Annotated in this window: 14 protein-coding genes; 7 read left to right on the top strand and 7 right to left on the bottom strand. The window is 47.9% G+C overall.

What is annotated here, in order from left to right:
* Position 1: 1 nt before the first annotated feature.
* The 5 genes from LDN30_RS09720 to LDN30_RS09700 form a co-directional block, all read right to left on the bottom strand.
* Positions 2–2,053, bottom strand: coding sequence for a 5-methylcytosine-specific restriction endonuclease subunit McrB (locus LDN30_RS09720; protein ID WP_223929375.1), 2,052 nt, complete (start codon positions 2,051–2,053; stop codon positions 2–4).
* Between the two features lie 6 nt (positions 2,054–2,059).
* Entirely contained in the window at positions 2,060–3,178 is a 1,119-nt protein-coding gene (locus LDN30_RS09715; protein WP_223926441.1) for a DNA cytosine methyltransferase, read from the bottom strand.
* Entirely contained in the window at positions 3,168–4,826 is a 1,659-nt protein-coding gene (locus LDN30_RS09710; RefSeq protein WP_223926440.1) for an Eco57I restriction-modification methylase domain-containing protein, read from the bottom strand. Before LDN30_RS09710 ends, LDN30_RS09715 begins: the two co-directional genes overlap by 11 nt.
* A gap of 5 nt (positions 4,827–4,831) precedes the next feature.
* On the bottom strand, positions 4,832–5,050 hold the full coding sequence (locus LDN30_RS09705) for a helix-turn-helix transcriptional regulator (RefSeq protein ID WP_223926439.1): 219 nt from the start codon (positions 5,048–5,050) through the stop codon (positions 4,832–4,834).
* A gap of 1,097 nt (positions 5,051–6,147) precedes the next feature.
* The gene (locus LDN30_RS09700; protein ID WP_223926438.1) at positions 6,148–7,113 is read right to left on the bottom strand and encodes a bile acid:sodium symporter; all 966 of its coding nucleotides are present in this window, start codon (positions 7,111–7,113) and stop codon (positions 6,148–6,150) included.
* 259 nt (positions 7,114–7,372) lie between these two features.
* On the opposite strand from LDN30_RS09700, the gene dxs reads away from it, so the two are divergent.
* The 3 genes from dxs to LDN30_RS09685 are packed head-to-tail and all read left to right on the top strand — an operon-like array spanning position 7,373 to position 12,179.
* A complete protein-coding gene (gene dxs / locus LDN30_RS09695) occupies positions 7,373–9,385 on the top strand; it encodes a 1-deoxy-D-xylulose-5-phosphate synthase (protein ID WP_223926437.1) in 2,013 nt (670 codons plus the stop codon).
* A complete protein-coding gene (gene trkA, locus LDN30_RS09690; protein ID WP_223926436.1) occupies positions 9,382–10,722 on the top strand; it encodes a Trk system potassium transporter TrkA in 1,341 nt (446 codons plus the stop codon). Before dxs ends, trkA begins: the two co-directional genes overlap by 4 nt.
* Positions 10,722–12,179: a TrkH family potassium uptake protein gene (locus tag LDN30_RS09685; RefSeq protein WP_223929374.1), complete on the top strand. Its 1,458-nt coding sequence runs from the start codon at positions 10,722–10,724 to the stop codon at positions 12,177–12,179. The genes trkA and LDN30_RS09685 overlap by 1 nt, the downstream gene beginning before the upstream one ends.
* On the opposite strand, the gene LDN30_RS09680 is transcribed toward LDN30_RS09685, so the two are convergent.
* Both LDN30_RS09680 and LDN30_RS09675 read right to left on the bottom strand, forming a co-directional pair.
* Positions 12,151–13,167 carry a DUF4435 domain-containing protein gene (locus tag LDN30_RS09680; protein ID WP_223929373.1) on the bottom strand — a complete coding sequence of 339 codons (1,017 nt, stop codon included), beginning with the start codon at positions 13,165–13,167 and terminating at the stop codon, positions 12,151–12,153. The two genes, LDN30_RS09685 and LDN30_RS09680, sit on opposite strands and share 29 nt — an antisense overlap.
* A 4-nt stretch (positions 13,168–13,171) precedes the next feature.
* Positions 13,172–13,990, bottom strand: coding sequence for an AAA family ATPase (locus LDN30_RS09675; protein WP_223929372.1), 819 nt, complete (start codon positions 13,988–13,990; stop codon positions 13,172–13,174).
* A 275-nt stretch (positions 13,991–14,265) separates the two neighbouring features.
* Here LDN30_RS09675 and LDN30_RS09670 point away from each other — a divergent pair, with 275 nt between their 5' ends.
* The 4 genes from LDN30_RS09670 to LDN30_RS09655 all read left to right on the top strand — a co-directional run bounded on the left by LDN30_RS09670 (position 14,266) and on the right by LDN30_RS09655 (position 17,998).
* The gene (locus LDN30_RS09670) at positions 14,266–14,688 is read left to right on the top strand and encodes a DoxX family protein (RefSeq protein WP_223929371.1); all 423 of its coding nucleotides are present in this window, start codon (positions 14,266–14,268) and stop codon (positions 14,686–14,688) included.
* A gap of 355 nt (positions 14,689–15,043) precedes the next feature.
* Entirely contained in the window at positions 15,044–16,345 is a 1,302-nt protein-coding gene (locus tag LDN30_RS09665) for an O-acetylhomoserine aminocarboxypropyltransferase/cysteine synthase family protein (RefSeq protein ID WP_223926431.1), read from the top strand.
* A gap of 118 nt (positions 16,346–16,463) precedes the next feature.
* Complete coding sequence (gene cysK / locus LDN30_RS09660; protein WP_223929370.1) at positions 16,464–17,411, top strand: cysteine synthase A; 948 nt, start codon at positions 16,464–16,466, stop codon at positions 17,409–17,411.
* Between the two features lie 281 nt (positions 17,412–17,692).
* A complete protein-coding gene (locus LDN30_RS09655; RefSeq protein WP_223929369.1) occupies positions 17,693–17,998 on the top strand; it encodes a hypothetical protein in 306 nt (101 codons plus the stop codon).
* The last annotated feature ends 39 nt before the right edge of the window (positions 17,999–18,037 follow it).

The raw sequence follows: 18,037 nt of genomic DNA, 5'->3' as shown, positions 1-18,037 counted from the left end.
TTTATTCAGCTGAAGGTGTTATCGTTTCTGGTTTTACAGCAGCTTGTCCAGCCTGACTTCCTTTCTCAGTTCGTGAAACTGACAAGGTGATGTTTTCTTCACCCATAACGTTTATGAGGAATTTTTTCACAGAATCAGAGTTAGGAATAATATCACCGGACTCAGTTTCTTTATAGAAGTCATCATATGAAGGTTCTCCACCCTGACTGGTTACATTAAATATAGAATTGTCATTATCTTTGAACACGTCATTCCACAAGTAGAAAATCACCTTTGCCACAAAGGTACTTTCATCAATATAGTTGGTGTCCTTCTTTGGTCTACAGAAGAAATAACCAAGTTTCTTATCATCAGAATTTGTTGCTGTCGCAATTTTCTTGTTTATTTCCTCAATAAATGTCCACCAATCACATGAGTAATCTGGTCCTTTTATTGTCCATCCTTTCTTTGCGTTTGTAATTTTAACGTATTTCCAAGACCATCTACGTTTGAATGCAGAATCAATAGGAAAGAGGCTTTGATCGCTTGTATTCATAGTTGCCAAGATATAAAGGTTAGGAGGCAACAGCAGAATCCTACCCTTTTGAACATCTGTTGACAATGTTGAACCATAGTTGCTTGTATAGTCATCCACGGCACCCTCTATTTCAATGTCTTTCGACAATTTGTATGGGTTTGGATAATCGCCATCTTTCTCAGAGGCAAAAGCAAGTTCTATCTCTCTCTGAAGATCAGTGTCCGCATCAATAGGATACGATGAAAAGTTATTTTCATCATTACGGTCTAACAACTGGAATAGATCGCCAAATATTTGGGCACAATTTCCACGGTTAATTTCTTCAATAATTAAGAACTGTGGTTTAATTACGCCTTCAGAATCTGCGAATTTCTTCCATGCACCAAGATAAGCCTTCAGAAATGCTTGTTTGACAAATTTATAGCTGATTCTCTTCTCCTTAAAGGTTCCTTCATTCTGTTCGAAACTGGCACCATTATTGAGTACAACAGGCACGACATGCATTTCCGATTCCTCCATTACAGGCTTATATGCACCAACGAAAGTTGAGTAATCACTATCTGGATGGAATGTTGTTCTGATAACGGATTCTCCCACTGTCAAATCTTTTATGCCGTGAGATTTTCCTGTACCAGGTGCACCATAAGTTATCTGTTGTATAGGTAACTCTTTCAAGTCTTCTTTCACACTTCGTCTGTCTATATATTCCTTTGGTGATTCATCGGTGAGGTCGATATTCAAGCCTTGCACAGTTGTCAAGACAGCCTTGTATGCATCATGATATTCGAGTATTGAACTTAACACCGCATCAATTACATTTTTCTTATTCATATAAAAATGATTATAAAAGAATTCAAGATAATTAGGATTTATGGAAACTCTTCCCTCTGACACACAAAACAGTTTGGAGTTATTGGTTATCAGAGTCCACATTCTGCATTTGCTTGCAAAAGTTTTAGTTAAAGGACTTTCTGGGGGATTGTGTAACAAGCATTCAACACAATTCTCTGCTTCTTCCTTACGAGAACATGTCATTACATACGTATACAACTGATCCAATGAAATGTCCTCAATACCACATTCATGTAGCTTATATAGCACATCAAATATAAAGAAAACTGGAAGTATTTGATGATTATTTGTGTTGTCTGCTTTATTGATTATTGCCCAAATTTTTATCTTGAGCAGTTGCTCTGACTTAATGACGTTGAACTCCCTACTTCCAATTGGATAGTTCTGTAATTCGCGAAATACCGGCGTAACAGACTCGTTAGAATATGAGCTTGAGTTCTTTGTCAACAATCCGAACAATTGCGCAGACGACAACATCCTGTGGTTGCATCTAAAGCCATCAGGTAATGAGTGTGATGCAAAGTATTGCTCCACATTCACTTCGCTTAAATCCGTAATAGAATCAAATATACAGACCGCTTTGAAAATGTTTTCAAAGTTTGTGTCTTGTTTAGCAAATGTCCAAATACTTGAATCGTTAAGTGAATCAAGTTTTGCCTTTATAATATCTTTACTTTCTTCCATACTAAACTAAATCTTGTATCGTCCGCATAATATAACATTAACTACGTGTGCCAGAAAAAAAGACAATTTTGGTGGAACCGCGTTGCCTATTTGCTTGCATACTGAGGTTTTATTACCAATAAACTCAAAACTATCAGGAAATGATTGCACACGTGCAGCCTCTCTTGGGGTTAGAGTTCTATTCTCAACAGGATGTATAAAACGTCCTCCTGCAGGAGTGTCAAACCTGGTTGTAATTGTCATTGTCGGCAAGTCCCAATCTAAACGGCCATATGCGCCGCTGTGGACTGAGTGAATTTCTTCATTTAAAGCCTGCCAATTCTGGCCTACTGCGACATGCATCATACGCTCTATCGCCAATGCATTATGTTTCGATGCTATGTGATTAGTTATCATGCCATCTGACTTGCGTAGTGTTGACTGATATGCACTATTGCATTCAAGCAGTTGTGCTTTACCATCGATAGTGGGGCTTGGGATATCGGAGATAGCATCTCTAAGAGTAACAGCGTCGAAGAAGTGCGGCTCTGACGCAAGGATTTCTTCTTTCGCCATAGAAAATACATCGTCAATGTTGTAATCATTATTCAACACGCCTATCATAACGACCCTTTCTCGTCTTTGAGGTATACCAAACTCTACAGCTTTGCAAACCTTATAATGAAGATAATATTTATCTCCGTCGAAATTGTCAGGATCTCCGAAAGCGTCTACAATTTCCCTAAATATAGCACCGCCATCTTTAGACAATATACCCTTGACATTTTCCAACATAAACACTTTAGGACGAACTATCTTGACTATCTCAACGTAATGACGGAATAGATAATTTCGTGGATCATTTATAAATGCTTTTTTTTCTCTTATTCGAGCTCCAGCCATAGAGAATCCTTGGCAAGGGGGACCTCCAATTATTATGTCTGCCTCACCATTCGTAAAATGTTCATTATCGGCAATGTTTCTTATGTCTTCCGCTAACATTTTTGTTCGCTTGTGATTATGAGAATAAGATGCAGCAATGCTCTTGTCGAATTCTACTGCTTTGGTTATTTTGTAACCTGCACGTTCGAATCCGACAGAAAATCCACCGCAACCAGCGAACAAATCTATTACATTATGCTCCATCGCCTAATCTATATTTAAGTCCGAAGTTCTTTATATAGTTAAGTTGTTTTTCTGAGAGTTTATAAACTTCGGCAAGTTGGTCATCAATTTCATCTATAATGTATTTGCACTCTTTGTGCTTATATTCATAATCAACCTGCTTAGTGCCAACATAAACTTTTGTATTCTCAAGTTCTTCTTCCAATCTATTCATCAAGTTCTGCCATGTGTGTGGCTCGCCTATATTCGTTGGAATCCTTATAAAGGACAGTTCCTTCCTGGTTATATGCCATCCATCTGAAATTATAACCCATAGTAAGAAAAACAGACTTGAGTTCACAAGGCAAAAAACAAATGGTAGAATATCTGAGGGTACAGAATATTTTGTGTAACTATCTGAATGCATGTCGTGGGTAAAAGCCTTCATCCAGAAACATGCTCTTTGATTTATGTATAAATTTGCCATTGTATTATCATCTTCAAATGACAACATATCTATGCCTCTTAATCTTTGAAATTTTTTATAAATACTCTTTTCTACATTGTTGCCAATCTTCGGCCAATAATCTGTATTATCAGTTATAGTAGGAGAGAGATGAATATTCTCAAATAAAGTTCTTCTTTCACTCTTGTACCAATAATTATAAGAAGATGAAAGTACACCTCCATGATCCGATACCTTTTGCGCAATGACGATAGAAAGTTTTTGATGGACACATGAAAACAGACTGTCAGGTCTATCTGCAAAATTCATTATAATCTGCATTCTTGACCTTTCAGCTATGTAATTTCTTATTTTTGACATTCTAATTGTAGAAATGTATGATAATGGTATGACGAATGCCATTATTCCATCTTCCGTCATAGAATTTACAGAATTATGCAATACATCGGCATAGACATTACCATATGCATATTCTGGTTTACCGTCAAATTTTCTATACTCAATATAAGGAGGGTTGCCAATAATCACATCCTTACTGCCAAACGTAATTCCGTCATAAACAATAGCATCTACATTAGAGAAGTTAGCATTCAGCCTTTGTGCGATCTCACCTACAGGCAATTCAACATCAAAAGAATCAATCAAAAAGAAAAACATTCTAATTTTAGTAATTTCAGTTGATTGAAGTTCAATGTCATTACCATAGACCGACTGAGTAAGTTCTTTGTAATTCTTTCCTCCCACTTGTTTGAACAGACGTATCTTTATAGAAAGAGCACTTAGCAAGAACTCTCCAGTTCCACATGTAGGATCTAATGTACTTGCGTTAATAATCCGAATCTTTTGATCCGAGCTTAACAAGTCTAACTTTCGCAATGCTTTTTTTAAACCATATACATTTCTTTCAGATGGCTTGGCATAATGCAAGAAGGTGTTCGCTGCTAAAAAATCTGTAACATCGCAATCCGTATAATAAACACCTTCTTTCTTACGACGAGCTTCTTTTTCATTAATCTTAGAAAGAGCATCTTGATAATCACCTTTTTCTGTCACAGGAAACAGATCGTTGATAAAGATTTTCTGAGGTAACACATATTCATCTACACTCGAGGACAAAATTATCCTAACAGAATCCAATATTTTATTTGCATAGTCCATGCTGTCACCGTAACGATTCAAAATGTGATTTACGATAACAGTTGATATATTTTCCCTAAGAGACATTATGTTTATTCTTTTATTTGTGATTCTCGATTGTCTACCAATAAGTCTTTAATACTCACATTTAATAATTTTGAAATTTTATCTAAAGTGATCAAGTCTGGTTGTACAGTGTTTTTGCACCACTTGCTTACAGTACAAGTTGACTTTCCTAATTGGTCGGCAAGCCACTTCCCTGTCTTCTCTCGCTCAACAAGGACAACTTTTAGTCGATTTAAATGTGTCATATGGGTTGAATTTATTTAATTTTGGGGTAAAGATATAAAATCTTCCCGAAATCCATCTCTATATTTTGAATTAAATGCTCAGAAAACTTGCATTTTAACTTAAAGTAAGATGTTTTATATTATATAACCCTACAATTGGGATTAAGAGGCAACCATAACTGCAGCCCATGCCATCGCCTATTCTGCTAAAAAACGAGCCCCGGTATCAGCTGTTTTCCTAGTTTGTTTTGCAGTGATGTAAGCTTGAGGAACGAAGGTTGTTTCTTTCTGGTGTCGCGGGCCGAAACTTACTTCGAAACACGACGGTACCTGGAAGATGCAGAGGGCGCAGTCCTTGAATCACGAAATGGTTTTTCGGTGTACTTGATATTTACTGTGGGTTGATATTTGTAATCTTTTCTGTTCGGATCTATAATTGGTTAGAGATGTCCATAACTCAAGGAAAATATTCATAGGCAGGCTTTAGCTCCAATGGGATCTAAAGCCAGCCAATGACGAAAAATGCGTTGGCATAAAATTGCGCCTAAGCGCATAAAATAGATTGCTCCAAGGTTCATAAATATTGTACCGCCCAACAGAACACACGCAGTATAGCAGACTCTCTATACGCTATGAACTAACTTTTCGGCTGCATGATTTTATGCCCAAGGGGCAATTTTACGCTTTAGCGATTTTCGTCATGGGCAGGCTTGACACCAAAGGTATGGGTCTAAAGCTATGGAGTAGGCGGCGAGCTTGCTCGTAAGACTACTCCATAGCTTTAGACCCATTGCTCCATGTGGGAGCATGACCATGATTTTCTTTTCCTTTTTCCGTTTGAAAGTGTCAAAGCGATAATGACAGTATAAAAGTTTATCTATTGATTTTCTTTATTGCCTCTCCGAAAATGTAATAATAATTCAAATTCAAGACTATCTCTCCCCGCCTTTGCAACGGCCTGATACTTAATGAGTTACAATAAGGGCCATTTTGCGTTCTAAAACGGACCTTTTCAGGACGCAAAACGGTCCTTTTCGCAATGCAAAACGGCCTGTTTCGCAAGCCCAAATGGCATGTATGGAAATGCTGTAATGATTTTTCGTATATCCGGTGCGGTTCTACCACTTCAGATATCCGTGCTTGTTCTTATACCACAACTGTACGGCATTGATGATATTCTGCCATACGACATAGGCGCAAGGAGCAATGACGGCGACGGGATTGAGGAAGGAGTTCATGAGCCAGATGCCCACAACATTGTTCTTCTGACCCAGAGCCTGACCGCCATTGATATTCTCGCCCCAGATGCCGCCGACGGCCTTGCCGATGCTGAAGAGGATGATGCACACCACGAGCGGAAGGAAGAGCAGCAGGAAGAGGGCCTCGCCGGTGAGCGGGGTGGAGGAGACCATGCGAACGGCCAGTCCCATGATGATCGACAGATTGAACGACCAGAGGTAGAAGGCGAGGTTGTGGCGCCGCTTGACCCACTCGACGATACGCGGCGCGAACCTCTGCGACAGCAATGCTAAGACGAGGGGAACGGCGAGGACGAGCAGCACGCGCTTCAGGACGAGCAGGAACGCGAAGCCGAAGGTGATGTGGGCACTGCGCTCCACCATAGGGAAGAACGTGGGAATGATGATTATGGAGAAGATGTTGGCAATAATCATGTAGACCGTCATCGTGGCTATGCCGCCGCCGAGTTTCTCGGTGAGCACGGGAGCGGCGGCCGCCGTGGGACAGATAACGCAGATGAACACGCCCTCGAGGATGATTTTCGTCTCGTGGTCGGCGGCGGGCACAAGGTTGATGGCTATGACGACAAGGGCCGTGAGGAGCACACGGATGCCCTGAAGGGCAAAGTGCCACTTGCGCGGACGGAAGTTATGCATGTCGATCTTGCAGAAGGTGAGGTATAGCATCGTGAAGATGACATAAGGCATGAGGTCGACAAGGCGCGGACCGACGGCGTCGCCGATGGGCTCGAGCAGCGGTATGCGCGAAAAGGTGAGATAAACGGCGCTGCCCACAATGAGCGAGCACAAGAGCGTCCAGTTCTTAATAAATTTTATTAACCACATATCTTGTTCCTGAATAGCTAAGATGCGAACGACAGAAACAGTCTGCCGCTATTGACGGTTTGCACGCAAATGGCTTGCTGCGGCTGAACCGGGAGGGTGCAAATGGGCACCGCGGCTGCCATAATGCTGCTGAATCCGCTGCAAAAGTACGGAATATTTTCGTAGCATACAAGTTTTTGAATTAAAGAAAAATAAAGTTTTTCTTTGTTATCTATCTATTTTAGAGTACCTTTGCAAAGTTAATGCGTTTTTATATCTAATGACAGACGAGAAAGAATTTAGCCTTATTGATAAAATTGATTCTCCCGCCGACTTGCGAAAACTGAGAGTCGATCAGTTGCCGGAGGTGTGCGCCGAACTGCGTCGATTCGTTGTCGACCAACTGAGTGTCAATCCGGGTCACCTTGCGTCGAGTCTCGGGGCAATGGAGATAGCGGTGGCCTGTCATTATGTTTTCAATACTCCCGAAGACCGCCTCGTGTGGGATGTGGGCCATCAGGCTTACGGCCACAAGATTCTCACCGGCCGCCGCGACCGTTTCCCGGAGAACCGGAAACTCGGCGGACTGTGCCCGTTCCCCACACCGTTGGAGAGCGAGTACGACACCTTTACGTGCGGTCACGCCAGCAACTCCATATCGGCTGCTCTCGGCATGGCCATGGCTGCAAAGCTACAGCATAAGCACCGTCACGTGGTGGCCATCATCGGCGATGGTGCCATGAGCGGCGGACTGGCCTACGAGGGACTGAACAACGTGTCGAGCAAGCCCAACGACCTCCTTATTATCCTCAACGACAACGACATGTCGATAGACAGGGCCGTCGGAGGAATGGAACAGTATCTGCTCAATCTCGACACCAACGAGACTTACAACCGGCTGCGCTTCAAGGCCGGCAGGTGGCTCCACTCACGGGGAATGCTCTCCGACGAGCGCCGGAAGGGTATCATCCGCCTCAATAATGCGCTGAAGAGTGCCATCAGCCATCAGCAGAATATCTTCGAGGGAATGAACATCCGGTACTTCGGACCCTTCGACGGCAATGATGTCGTCGACCTCGTGCGCATCCTGCGCCAGCTGATGGACATGCGCGGACCGAAACTCCTGCATCTGCATACCGTTAAGGGCAAAGGCTACAAGCCTGCCGAGCAGAGTGCCACAATATGGCACGCGCCGGGAAAATTCGACCCAAAGACGGGCGAGCGCATCACCGACGACAACGGCGAACAGCCGCCGAAGTATCAGACGGTGTTCGGTGAGACGCTCCTCGAACTGGCAAAGCAGAATCCGAAAATAGTAGGCGTGACACCAGCTATGCCCACAGGCAGCTCGATGTGCATCATGATGAAGGCCATGCCCGACCGCACCTTCGATGTGGGAATAGCCGAAGGCCACGCTGTGACCTTCTCGGCGGGAATGGCCAAGGACGGGCTGATGCCGTTCTGCAATATCTACAGCTCCTTCGCCCAGAGGGCTTACGACAATATTATCCACGATGCGGCAATACTAAACCTCCCGGTGGTGCTCTGTCTCGACAGGGCCGGACTCGTCGGTGAGGACGGAGCTACGCACCACGGAGCTTTCGACATGGCGGCCCTGCGCCCGATTCCTAATCTCACCATTGCCTCGCCGATGGATGAGCACGAGTTGCGGAGGCTGATGTACACGGCACAGCTGCCCGGAAAGGGAACTTTCGTCATACGCTATCCGCGCGGTCGGGGAGTGCTCGTCGACTGGCGGTGCCCGTTGGAGGAGATAAAGGTGGGTACCGGAAGGTGCCTTAGCCGACTGGCGCTGAAGGCCGACGGCGGGAAGATTCTGTCACGGCGGGAACAGCTTACAGCTGATGCTGATGGTGCACAGGGTGCTGATAATCAGCCGAAAACGACGGCAGTGATTACCATCGGGCCCATCGGCAATGATGTCGAGGAGGTTATGAAGGAGATGGCAGCCGACGATGCCGTGACGGTGGGGCACGATGCCGTGGTGCAGCACTACGACCTGCGGTTCCTCAAGCCGTTGGATGAGAAGATATTAAGATATGTAGGCGAAACAGCTTCGGCGGTCGTCACCGTCGAAGATGGTATAAAAGAAGGTGGAATGGGGTCGGCAGTGCTCGAATGGCTCGACGACCATGGATACAAACCGGACGTTATCCGCCTCGGACTGCCCGATAAATTTGTCGAACAAGGATCCGTGGCGCAGTTGCGCCAGCTCTGTGGTATCGACAATGAGAATATAAAACAAACGATTCTGAATACTCTTGACAGATGAAAGTGATTATAGCCGGAGCATCGGCAATAGGTAGTTATCTCGCTAAGTTGCTGTCGCGCAACGATTACGACATCACCATCCTCGACGAGGATGAGGCTGCCTTGGAGCAACTCAACCGCGACTACGACCTCCTTACGCTCGACAGGAAGTGCACAAGTCCTCGGGCCCTACGGGATGCCGGAGCCGCCAAGGCCGACTTGTTCATCGCCGTGACGGCCGACCAGACGGCTAACCTGACGGCGTGCACCATGGCCCACGCCCTCGGAGCAAAGAAAACGGTGGCTAAGGTCGACGACCCGGAATATACGGAACAGATAGACAAGGCCTTCTTCAAGGAGATGGGCATCGACAGTGTCATCTACCCCGAAATGCTGGCAGCCAAGGATATCATCAACGGACTGAAGATGTCGTGGGTGCGACAGAGGTGGGACGTGCACAACGGCGAGCTTGTCATGCTCGGCATAAAGTTGCGCGAAGGATGCGAAATTCTCAACCAGCCGCTCAAGGACATTAGCGGTCCCGACGACCCTTACCATATCGTGGCCATCAAGCGGGGTGCCGATACGATCATCCCGGGCGGTAACGACTCGCTGAAACTATACGATTTGGCCTACTTCATGACTACGCGCAACTACATACCCTATATCCGTAAGATTGTGGGAAAAGAGCATTACGCCGACGTAAAGAACGTAATGATAATGGGCGGAGGCAATACTGCCGTCAGAGCGGTGAAGATGATGCCGGAATATATGAACGTCAAGGTGCTGGAAAAAAACAAGAACCGCTGCGAGGAACTTAACGAGATTCTTGACGAGGACACGCTCGTCATCAACGGTGACGGACGCGATATGTCGCTGCTCGTGGAGGAGGGCATACGCAATACGCAGGCTTTCGTGGCCCTGACACCCAACGCCGAGACAAACATCCTGGCCTGTCTGACGGCCAAGCGCATGGGGGTGAGAAAGACTGTGGCTATGGTTGAGAATGTCGACTACGTCAGTATGGCCGAGAGTCTCGACATCGGAACGGTTATCAACAAGAAGATAACCACGGCAAGCTATATCTATCAGATGCTCCTCGACACCAATGTCTATAACATCCGTTTCCTGCCTACAGCCGATGCCGATGTTGCCGAGTTCATTCCGGCCGAGGGATCGAAGATCACCCGCAAGCCCGTCAAGGACCTCGGACTGCCTACGGGCATCACCATCGGTGGCCTTGTCCGCGATGAGAAGGGAATGCTCGTGTCGGGAAATACGCAGATCCAGGCTGGCGACTCTGTCGTCATCTTTGCGCATAAGATGGACTTAAAGAATTTGGAGAGGCTTTTTAAGTGATGCTTAACTATAAGATTATAAGCAAGATAATCGGTTCGCTGCTCTGGTTGGAGGCTACGCTGATGTTCTATTGCCTGCTCGTGGCTGTCTTCAACCACGGCCATGATGTCATGCCCTTTATCTGGAGCATACTCATCATCGTCGGTGCGGGAGGTTTGTTCCGGCTCTTCGGCCGCAAGGCCAGCACCTCTCTCGGGCGCCGCGAGGCCTATTTCGTCGTGACGGTGACATGGGTTCTCTACTCGGCTTTCGGCACACTGCCGTTCATCTTCGACAATCCGTCGATGACATTCACCGATGCTTTCTTCGAGACAATGTCGGGATTCACCACCACGGGGGCCTCGATAATCGACTATCCGGAGAAGTTGCCGCACGGAATCCTCCTTTGGCGGTCGCTGACACAATGGATTGGCGGCCTGGGCATAGTCTTCTTCACCATCGCCGTGCTGCCTTCGATGGTCGGAGGGTCGGTGAAGATCTTCGCGGCTGAGTCGACGGGACCGCTGAAATCGAAGTTGCAGCCGCGTCTGAGCACCAGTGCCAAGTGGATATGGACGGTGTATCTCATCCTCACGGTGCTCTGCGCTTTCTGTTACTGGCTCTGTGGAATGAGTGTCTTCGATGCTGTCAACTATTCCATGACATCGACGGCAACGGGAGGATTCTCCACTACGTCGGGCAGTATAGCCGCCTTCAAGAGTCCGGCAGAGGACTATGTGTGTATCATTTTCTGCTTCCTCTCGGGCGTAAACTTCACCTTATTATATATGTCGGCGGCGAAGTTGAAAATCAGGCAGATGTTCCGCAACTCGGAATTCCGGTTCTATACTTTGGTAATTCTGTTCTTCACGGCTCTCATCATGCTTGAGCTCATAGCGCGAAATCATTACACCGTGGAGCATGCTTTCCGCTCATCGGCTTTCCAGGTGGTCAGTTTCATAACGACGACGGGTCTGTTCAACGACGACGCGGCTAAGTGGCCGCATGTCACGTGGGTCATTCTTGCGGTGTGTATGTTTCTTGGAGGTTGCTCGGGAAGTACGAGCGGAGGAATAAAAAGCATCCGTGGCGTGATGATATTGAAGGTCGTCCGCAACGAGTTTAAGCAGATTCTGCATCCCAACGCGGTGCTGCCGATGAAGATTGACGGTTTCAATGTTCCTACTGCAAAGCGGGTGACGCTCCTTGCCTTCATCGGGCTCTATCTTTGTCTGGCTCTTATCTGCGCGTTCATAATGATTGCCGCGGGCATCGACAATACCAATGCTATAACGATAACTCTGAGTAGTCTGGGCAATGTTGGCCCTACCTTGGGATTGGAGATAGGTCCTACGATGTCGTGGTCGATACTGCCGGAATGGATAAAATGGATTTGTTCGTTCCTTATGCTTGTCGGTCGTCTGGAGCTGTTTACGGTGCTTGTGCTCTTCACTCCGGCCTTCTGGAAGGAGAACTAAGGGAGTCCAGCATTTTCCTGACGTCGTCCTGGAGCCTTATAAAGAACTCCGAACGGCGGTAGCCGGTGTTCCGGCGGAGCATCGGGACGATGTCCTCGACGCTGTGACTGTAGCTGGCAAGCTCGTTATAGCGTTGGGTGTTGTGGACGGCCTTGCGGTTAATTTCGCGCTCGCGGTCCCTGATGAGGGCATCGCAGACCTTCTCGAGCATCGGCACGACGACATTGTCGAAGAGATGATGGCCCTGGACGAAGAGATAAGTGGTCTGGGGCGTCACCCCGAGATCTCTCATCTCGTCCTTCAACTGTTGCCAGCTCTCCTTGGCCTCGGGATTGGCTTTCTGCAGCTGTTGCACCTTGCGGCCTACCTTGTGGCGCAGATTCCTTATCCCTCTGTACGGATCGGCGAGATTGAAGTTCCCCGTTTCGATTACCTTATTGAAGTCGCTGATGGTGAACTCGCCATAGTGGTTGCGGCGGTAGTACCATATATTCCACACGAAGAGCGGATATATGGCCTCACTATACTCCCTGAGATATTCCTCGAAGTCGAATAACGACTTGTCGTTAAGTGCCACAGCCACAGATACATCGTGCAGACTTGGCGCATAGCACTGGTAGTTCTCGATGGCATAAACATAGGTGTGGAAGACGTAGGGATTCTCGTTGATCTCTTTCGACACCGCCGTGACACCCTGGAGAAGATAGTCGTAGTCGGCATCTACGCACGCAATCATCGAGTCGCCGACCTTTGCCTTTAGCAGACTCATGAGCGCGCTCTTCTTGCCTTTGGTGAGATTGCCGCGCGAGGGGAGCATAACCTCGAAATAAACGCGGTCGTTCTCAAGGTCGCTGAGCACGGTGCGCCAGAAGAAGATGTCGTCGTAGGCCTCCACATAGGCCACAATCCGCTTCCGCGCCTTGCGTCCGTTGAGGCGGTTCGCGGCGTTGATGTAGTCCGAACTGATGTTGTCTTTGAGGTGTCGCATAGCTTTATTTATCCGTTATCTCGCTAACTTCAGTCACTTTGTCCATCCATCCGTTCATGATTACGGCCGGACTGTGAGTCGTGAGGATTATCTGTACATTGGGATTCAGTTCGAGGATGAGGTCGATGAGCTGCTTCTGCCAGTCGACATGCAGGCTCACCTCGGGCTCATCCATAAAGAGTACGTAGTTCTGCTGGTCCTCGACGAGCACCGTAAGGAGTATGGCGAGAATCTGTTTCTCACCGCTCGACAGCTGATAGGGCACGAGGGTTTCGCCAATCTGTGAGAAACGGATTTCGTTCTCCGTCCGGATAATCTTCTTGCCGGTGTAGGAGAAGAGCTTGTCCATGATATCCTGAAACTTCTTTTTAGGCTCCGAAATCTCCTGGGCTTTCTTCGCCGCGTCGGGCGAGCCGCTCTGCAGGGCCTCAATCATGCGGTTCCCGATGTTCACCTGGTAGTCGAGGTACTTCCTTTGCAGCTTATACAGTTGCCAGTCGAGCTCCGTGGCGAGCGAGATGTCGAGCTTGTTGATGGCGTCGGTGTCGAGAAGCGGACGGTCGAAAGAACGGATCATGTCGAAACGGATGCGCGTGGCATCCTCAGGAAACACCTTCAGATGAACCCCGCGCAGACCGTGGCTCGAGATGTTGTCGCTCTTTCCCAAGCTTTTCACCACCTTATTTAATATAGTGCTCTTGCCCTCGCCGTTGATGCCACTGAGGATATTAACCTTTCTGTCGAGGTCCCACTTGATGTGCTTCCTTCCGCTCCACAGCGAGTCAATCTCTATTTGTACGATGTAGTCAGCGTATTCTTGCATAGTAAGTCGTTGTTTAGATGTATGATGCAAATATACAAAATATTCAGTAAAGTCCAAATCTTTTGCCGTTTTTTCTTTTCTGCCATCATCGGGATAATCTTATAGCGGGTGATTATATGTGGAATAATTCCAAAATAATGACCTGTTCGTAAAATAAATCGTCCCCAATGTCGTTATCTTACCATTATCTTCATTCGTCGGTAAAGTCGGACTGCTGTTGGATGGAGTAGAGAATCACATTATTTTATTGTCCGGTGCAACGAAAACAAGTTATTATGACATTCGATAAAGACTTCCTTCGCGACAACGATTTAGGACTGTTGCTGCTCCGCCTTATGACCGGCGGCCTCATGCTTTTCCATGGTATCCACAAACTTCTCTATGGTGTTTCGGCCATCGAGGGTATGCTTGCAGGCATCGGCTTGCCCGGTTTCATCGCTTACTTCTCGTTGGCTGCCGAGCTCGCGGCATCGCTGCTGATTGTTGTCGGGGCCTGGACGCGTGTGGCTGCGGCGGTGATGGTCGGCAATATGGCCGTAGCCATCCTCATGGCTCACCTCGGTGACATTTTCTCCGTCGACCCGATGACGGGCGGATGGGCTATTGAGCTGCCGATGCTCTATCTCCTTGGTGCTGCAGTACTGTGCCTCACGGGAGGCGGAAAGTATGCCCTGACAAAGGGACATATCACCGATTAGACTGCAACAGGCATTCTCTCGCGGTTCGTAACGTAGCTGCCCGCGCTGAGAAAAATCCACATCTACACTTCGGCATGTGGCTTGCAATTGACCCACGGTGGCCGATTGTACATATATATAGGTCGGGCTGAGCCCGGCCTTTTTCCATTTTATGGTATCATGATTGCCGCCGTAGATGTTAGAAATCATGATAAATTAGGCCCTAAATACTGCTGAAATGGCTGATTTTGGGCCGAAAAAGCGATGAATACCACATTTGTGGTATGCGAAATGACTATAGTGTGGTATTTCGGGAATGCCGAAATCGCCGTACCTTTGCACACAGATAAACAATAACAATTAAAGGAGATTGATTATGGCAAAAGAGAATCAGAAAAAGTATCACTTCGAGACACTTCAACTTCATGTAGGACAGGAGACTGCCGACCCGGCTACCGACTCACGCGCAGTGCCTATCTATCAGACCACATCATACGTTTTTCACAATGCACAGCATGCCAGTGACCGTTTCCATCTGAAAGATGCCGGAAACATCTACGGTCGTCTGACCAATTCGACACAGGGAGTCTTCGAGGACCGTGTCGCCGCCCTGGAAGGAGGAGTGGGTGGTCTCGCCCTGGCATCAGGTGCCGCTGCTGTCACCTATGCTATAACCAATCTCGCCTATGCCGGCGACCATGTCGTAGCGACGGAGACCATCTATGGTGGTACGTACAACCTGCTGAAGCACACCCTTAGCAGATATGGCATCGACACAACGTTCGTCAACCCTGACGACTACGATGCTCTCGAGGCTGCCATCCGTCCGAATACGAAGCTCGTTTACATCGAGACCCTTGGCAACCCGAACTCGAACATCAGTGATATTGAGCGCTCTGCGGCCATAGCTCATAAGCACGGAATACCATTGGTCATCGACAACACCTTCGGAACTCCTTATCTTATCCGCCCGATAGAGCATGGAGCCGACATCGTTGTACACTCGGCAACAAAGTTCATCGGTGGTCATGGCAGCTCCTTGGGAGGCGTAATCGTCGACGGAGGCACCTTCGACTACTTCCAGAACGATAAGTTCCCCGGATTCACACAGCCCGACCCATCCTACCACGGACTCGTCTTCGGTAAGGTGCCGGCACCCTTCGCCACCCGCGTCCGGGCTCTTCTCCTTCGCGATGAGGGCGCATGTATCTCGCCGTTCAATGCATGGGTGCTCCTTCAGGGCCTTGAGACCCTCTCGCTGCGGGTAGAACGCCACGTGTTCAACACCTTGAAGGTCATCGAATATCTCAAGACACAGCCGCAGGTGAAGAAGATCAACCATCCGTCGCTGCCCGACCATCCTAACCACGAGCTCTACGAACGCTACTTCCCCAATGGCGCCGGCAGCATCTTCACCTTTGAAATCGACGGCTCGCAGCAGAAGGCATGGGACTTCATCGACCATCTGAAGATCTTCTCCGACCTCGCCAATGTCGCCGACGTGAAGTCGCTCGTCGTCCATCCTAAGAGTACCACACACTCAGAGCTCAGCGACGAGGAAGCCTCAGAGCAGGGAATCTTCGACGGCACCATCCGCCTGAGCATCGGCACGGAGCACTATCAGGACCTCATCGACGACCTCGACCAGGCTTTTGAGGCTGTGAAGAACGAAAAATAAGCCCCATCCCCGCGCCCGAGACCGAATCCTCGCGATGCGACCTCGGGCTGTAAATAACGAAAAGTAAAGTTCAACATTCATCAGTGATTCAATCACAATATAAAGAAAGGAAAGAAAAATGACAAAGATAGCAAAGAAGATTACCGATCTCATCGGTCACACTCCATTAGTAGAACTCGCGAATTATTCAGCCTCACGCGGCCTCGACACCCCTGTCATTGCCAAGGTGGAGTCGTTCAACCCCGGCGGCAGCGTCAAGGACCGTATTGCTTTAGCCATGATTGAGGCTGCCGAGAAGGCCGGAACCCTCAAGCCCGGAGCAACCATTATCGAGCCTACCAGCGGCAACACCGGTGTCGGTCTGGCCCTCGTCTCAGCGGTCAAAGGCTATAAACTCATCCTCACCATGCCTGAGACGATGAGCGTGGAGCGCCGGAACCTCGTGAAGGCCTATGGCGCACAGGTGAAACTCACCAGCGGCAAGGACGGTATGCCGGGAGCCATCAAGGCTGCCGAGGAGCTTCGCGACTCCATCCCGGGCTCGGTAATCCTCGAACAGTTTGAGAATCCGGCTAACCCGCAGAAACACTACGAGACCACCGGCCGTGAGATCTGGGAGGACACCGACGGCAAGGTCGACATCTTCGTCGCTGGCGTAGGTACCGGCGGTACCGTCAGCGGTGTGGCCAAATACCTCAAGGAGAAGAATCCTTACGTGAAGATTGTTGCCGTAGAGCCAAAGGCATCACCGGTGCTGAAGGGCGGTGCCAGCGGTCCACACAAGATTCAGGGTATCGGTGCCGGTTTCGTGCCAAAGACCTACGACCCGAAAGTCATCGATGAGGTGTTCGATGTCGAGAACGACCAGGCCATCCTCGCAGGCCGTCAGATTGCCCAGAAGGACGGTGTCCTCGTGGGAATTTCCTCCGGTGCTGCTGCCTTCGCGGCTACCGAAATTGCCAAGCGGCCTGAGAACAAGGGCAAGACCATCGTAGCCCTGCTCCCGGACACCGGTGAGCGCTACCTGTCGACAGTGCTCTACGCCTTCGACGAGTATCCTCTATAAGCGAATTTAGCCATTCAATCATAATTGTACAAAATCTTATCCTAAGGCACTGTCCTCGTGGCAGTGCCTTTTTCGTTATTGTCCGGGGGCGTCATTCCGTCTGCCGCCGCCACTTCCCGATGAGAATCCGAATCCCATAAAGGCTCTTACTTAGGAATCAAAGTGCTGATTATGGAATATATATAGGTATGCGTACCATATTATGGAGGTGAAAAGTGCGTGCCGTATTATTATCCTTGAATCAGTGGCTGAATTTCTTTTGATTATACGCTGATGCCAAAATGACTGAACAGGGATGTACAACCGTCGTAATTGTCTTGATTAAGGCTGATTGTAATTTCGGTGCAAAGGTGCAATATAATTCTCCCGAATACAAATCTCAGCAGTTTAGAAAGGAGGGTAGGGCGGGGTATAGAAAGGAGTATAGGACGATTATTATGAGTTTTGCCGGGTTCTCGCCATTCATAAACGATGGTGTTCATTCCCATCACGATCTTCTTGTGGAGCCTGAGTGTTTGTTTTGGAACATATTCTTTTCGTTATCGGCATCCGTCGGTGTTCCGTCCTGTCTTGCGGGGGTGAAATAGGGAATCCCCCACCGATTAATAGGGATTTGTCGTTGCATG

Origin of the sequence: Prevotella lacticifex (genome assembly GCF_019973375.1) — a bacterium.
Lineage (GTDB): Bacteria > Bacteroidota > Bacteroidia > Bacteroidales > Bacteroidaceae > Prevotella > Prevotella lacticifex.
Note: the sequence above shows the minus strand (reverse complement) of the source record. Positions and strands in the feature narration are given on the sequence as shown.

Excerpts from the sequence above, each read along its gene's own strand:
- LDN30_RS09720 (WP_223929375.1), bottom strand. The coding sequence starts at position 2,053 with ATGGAAGAAAGTAAAGATATTATAAAGGCAAAACTTGATTCACTTAAC.
- LDN30_RS09715 (WP_223926441.1), bottom strand. The coding sequence starts at position 3,178 with ATGGAGCATAATGTAATAGATTTGTTCGCTGGTTGCGGTGGATTTTCT.
- LDN30_RS09710 (WP_223926440.1), bottom strand. The coding sequence starts at position 4,826 with ATGTCTCTTAGGGAAAATATATCAACTGTTATCGTAAATCACATTTTG.
- LDN30_RS09705 (WP_223926439.1), bottom strand. The coding sequence starts at position 5,050 with ATGACACATTTAAATCGACTAAAAGTTGTCCTTGTTGAGCGAGAGAAG.
- LDN30_RS09700 (WP_223926438.1), bottom strand. The coding sequence starts at position 7,113 with ATGTGGTTAATAAAATTTATTAAGAACTGGACGCTCTTGTGCTCGCTC.
- dxs (WP_223926437.1), top strand. The coding sequence starts at position 7,373 with ATGACAGACGAGAAAGAATTTAGCCTTATTGATAAAATTGATTCTCCC.
- trkA (WP_223926436.1), top strand. The coding sequence starts at position 9,382 with ATGAAAGTGATTATAGCCGGAGCATCGGCAATAGGTAGTTATCTCGCT.
- LDN30_RS09685 (WP_223929374.1), top strand. The coding sequence starts at position 10,722 with ATGCTTAACTATAAGATTATAAGCAAGATAATCGGTTCGCTGCTCTGG.
- LDN30_RS09680 (WP_223929373.1), bottom strand. The coding sequence starts at position 13,167 with ATGCGACACCTCAAAGACAACATCAGTTCGGACTACATCAACGCCGCG.
- LDN30_RS09675 (WP_223929372.1), bottom strand. The coding sequence starts at position 13,990 with ATGCAAGAATACGCTGACTACATCGTACAAATAGAGATTGACTCGCTG.
- LDN30_RS09670 (WP_223929371.1), top strand. The coding sequence starts at position 14,266 with ATGACATTCGATAAAGACTTCCTTCGCGACAACGATTTAGGACTGTTG.
- LDN30_RS09665 (WP_223926431.1), top strand. The coding sequence starts at position 15,044 with ATGGCAAAAGAGAATCAGAAAAAGTATCACTTCGAGACACTTCAACTT.
- cysK (WP_223929370.1), top strand. The coding sequence starts at position 16,464 with ATGACAAAGATAGCAAAGAAGATTACCGATCTCATCGGTCACACTCCA.
- LDN30_RS09655 (WP_223929369.1), top strand. The coding sequence starts at position 17,693 with ATGACTGAACAGGGATGTACAACCGTCGTAATTGTCTTGATTAAGGCT.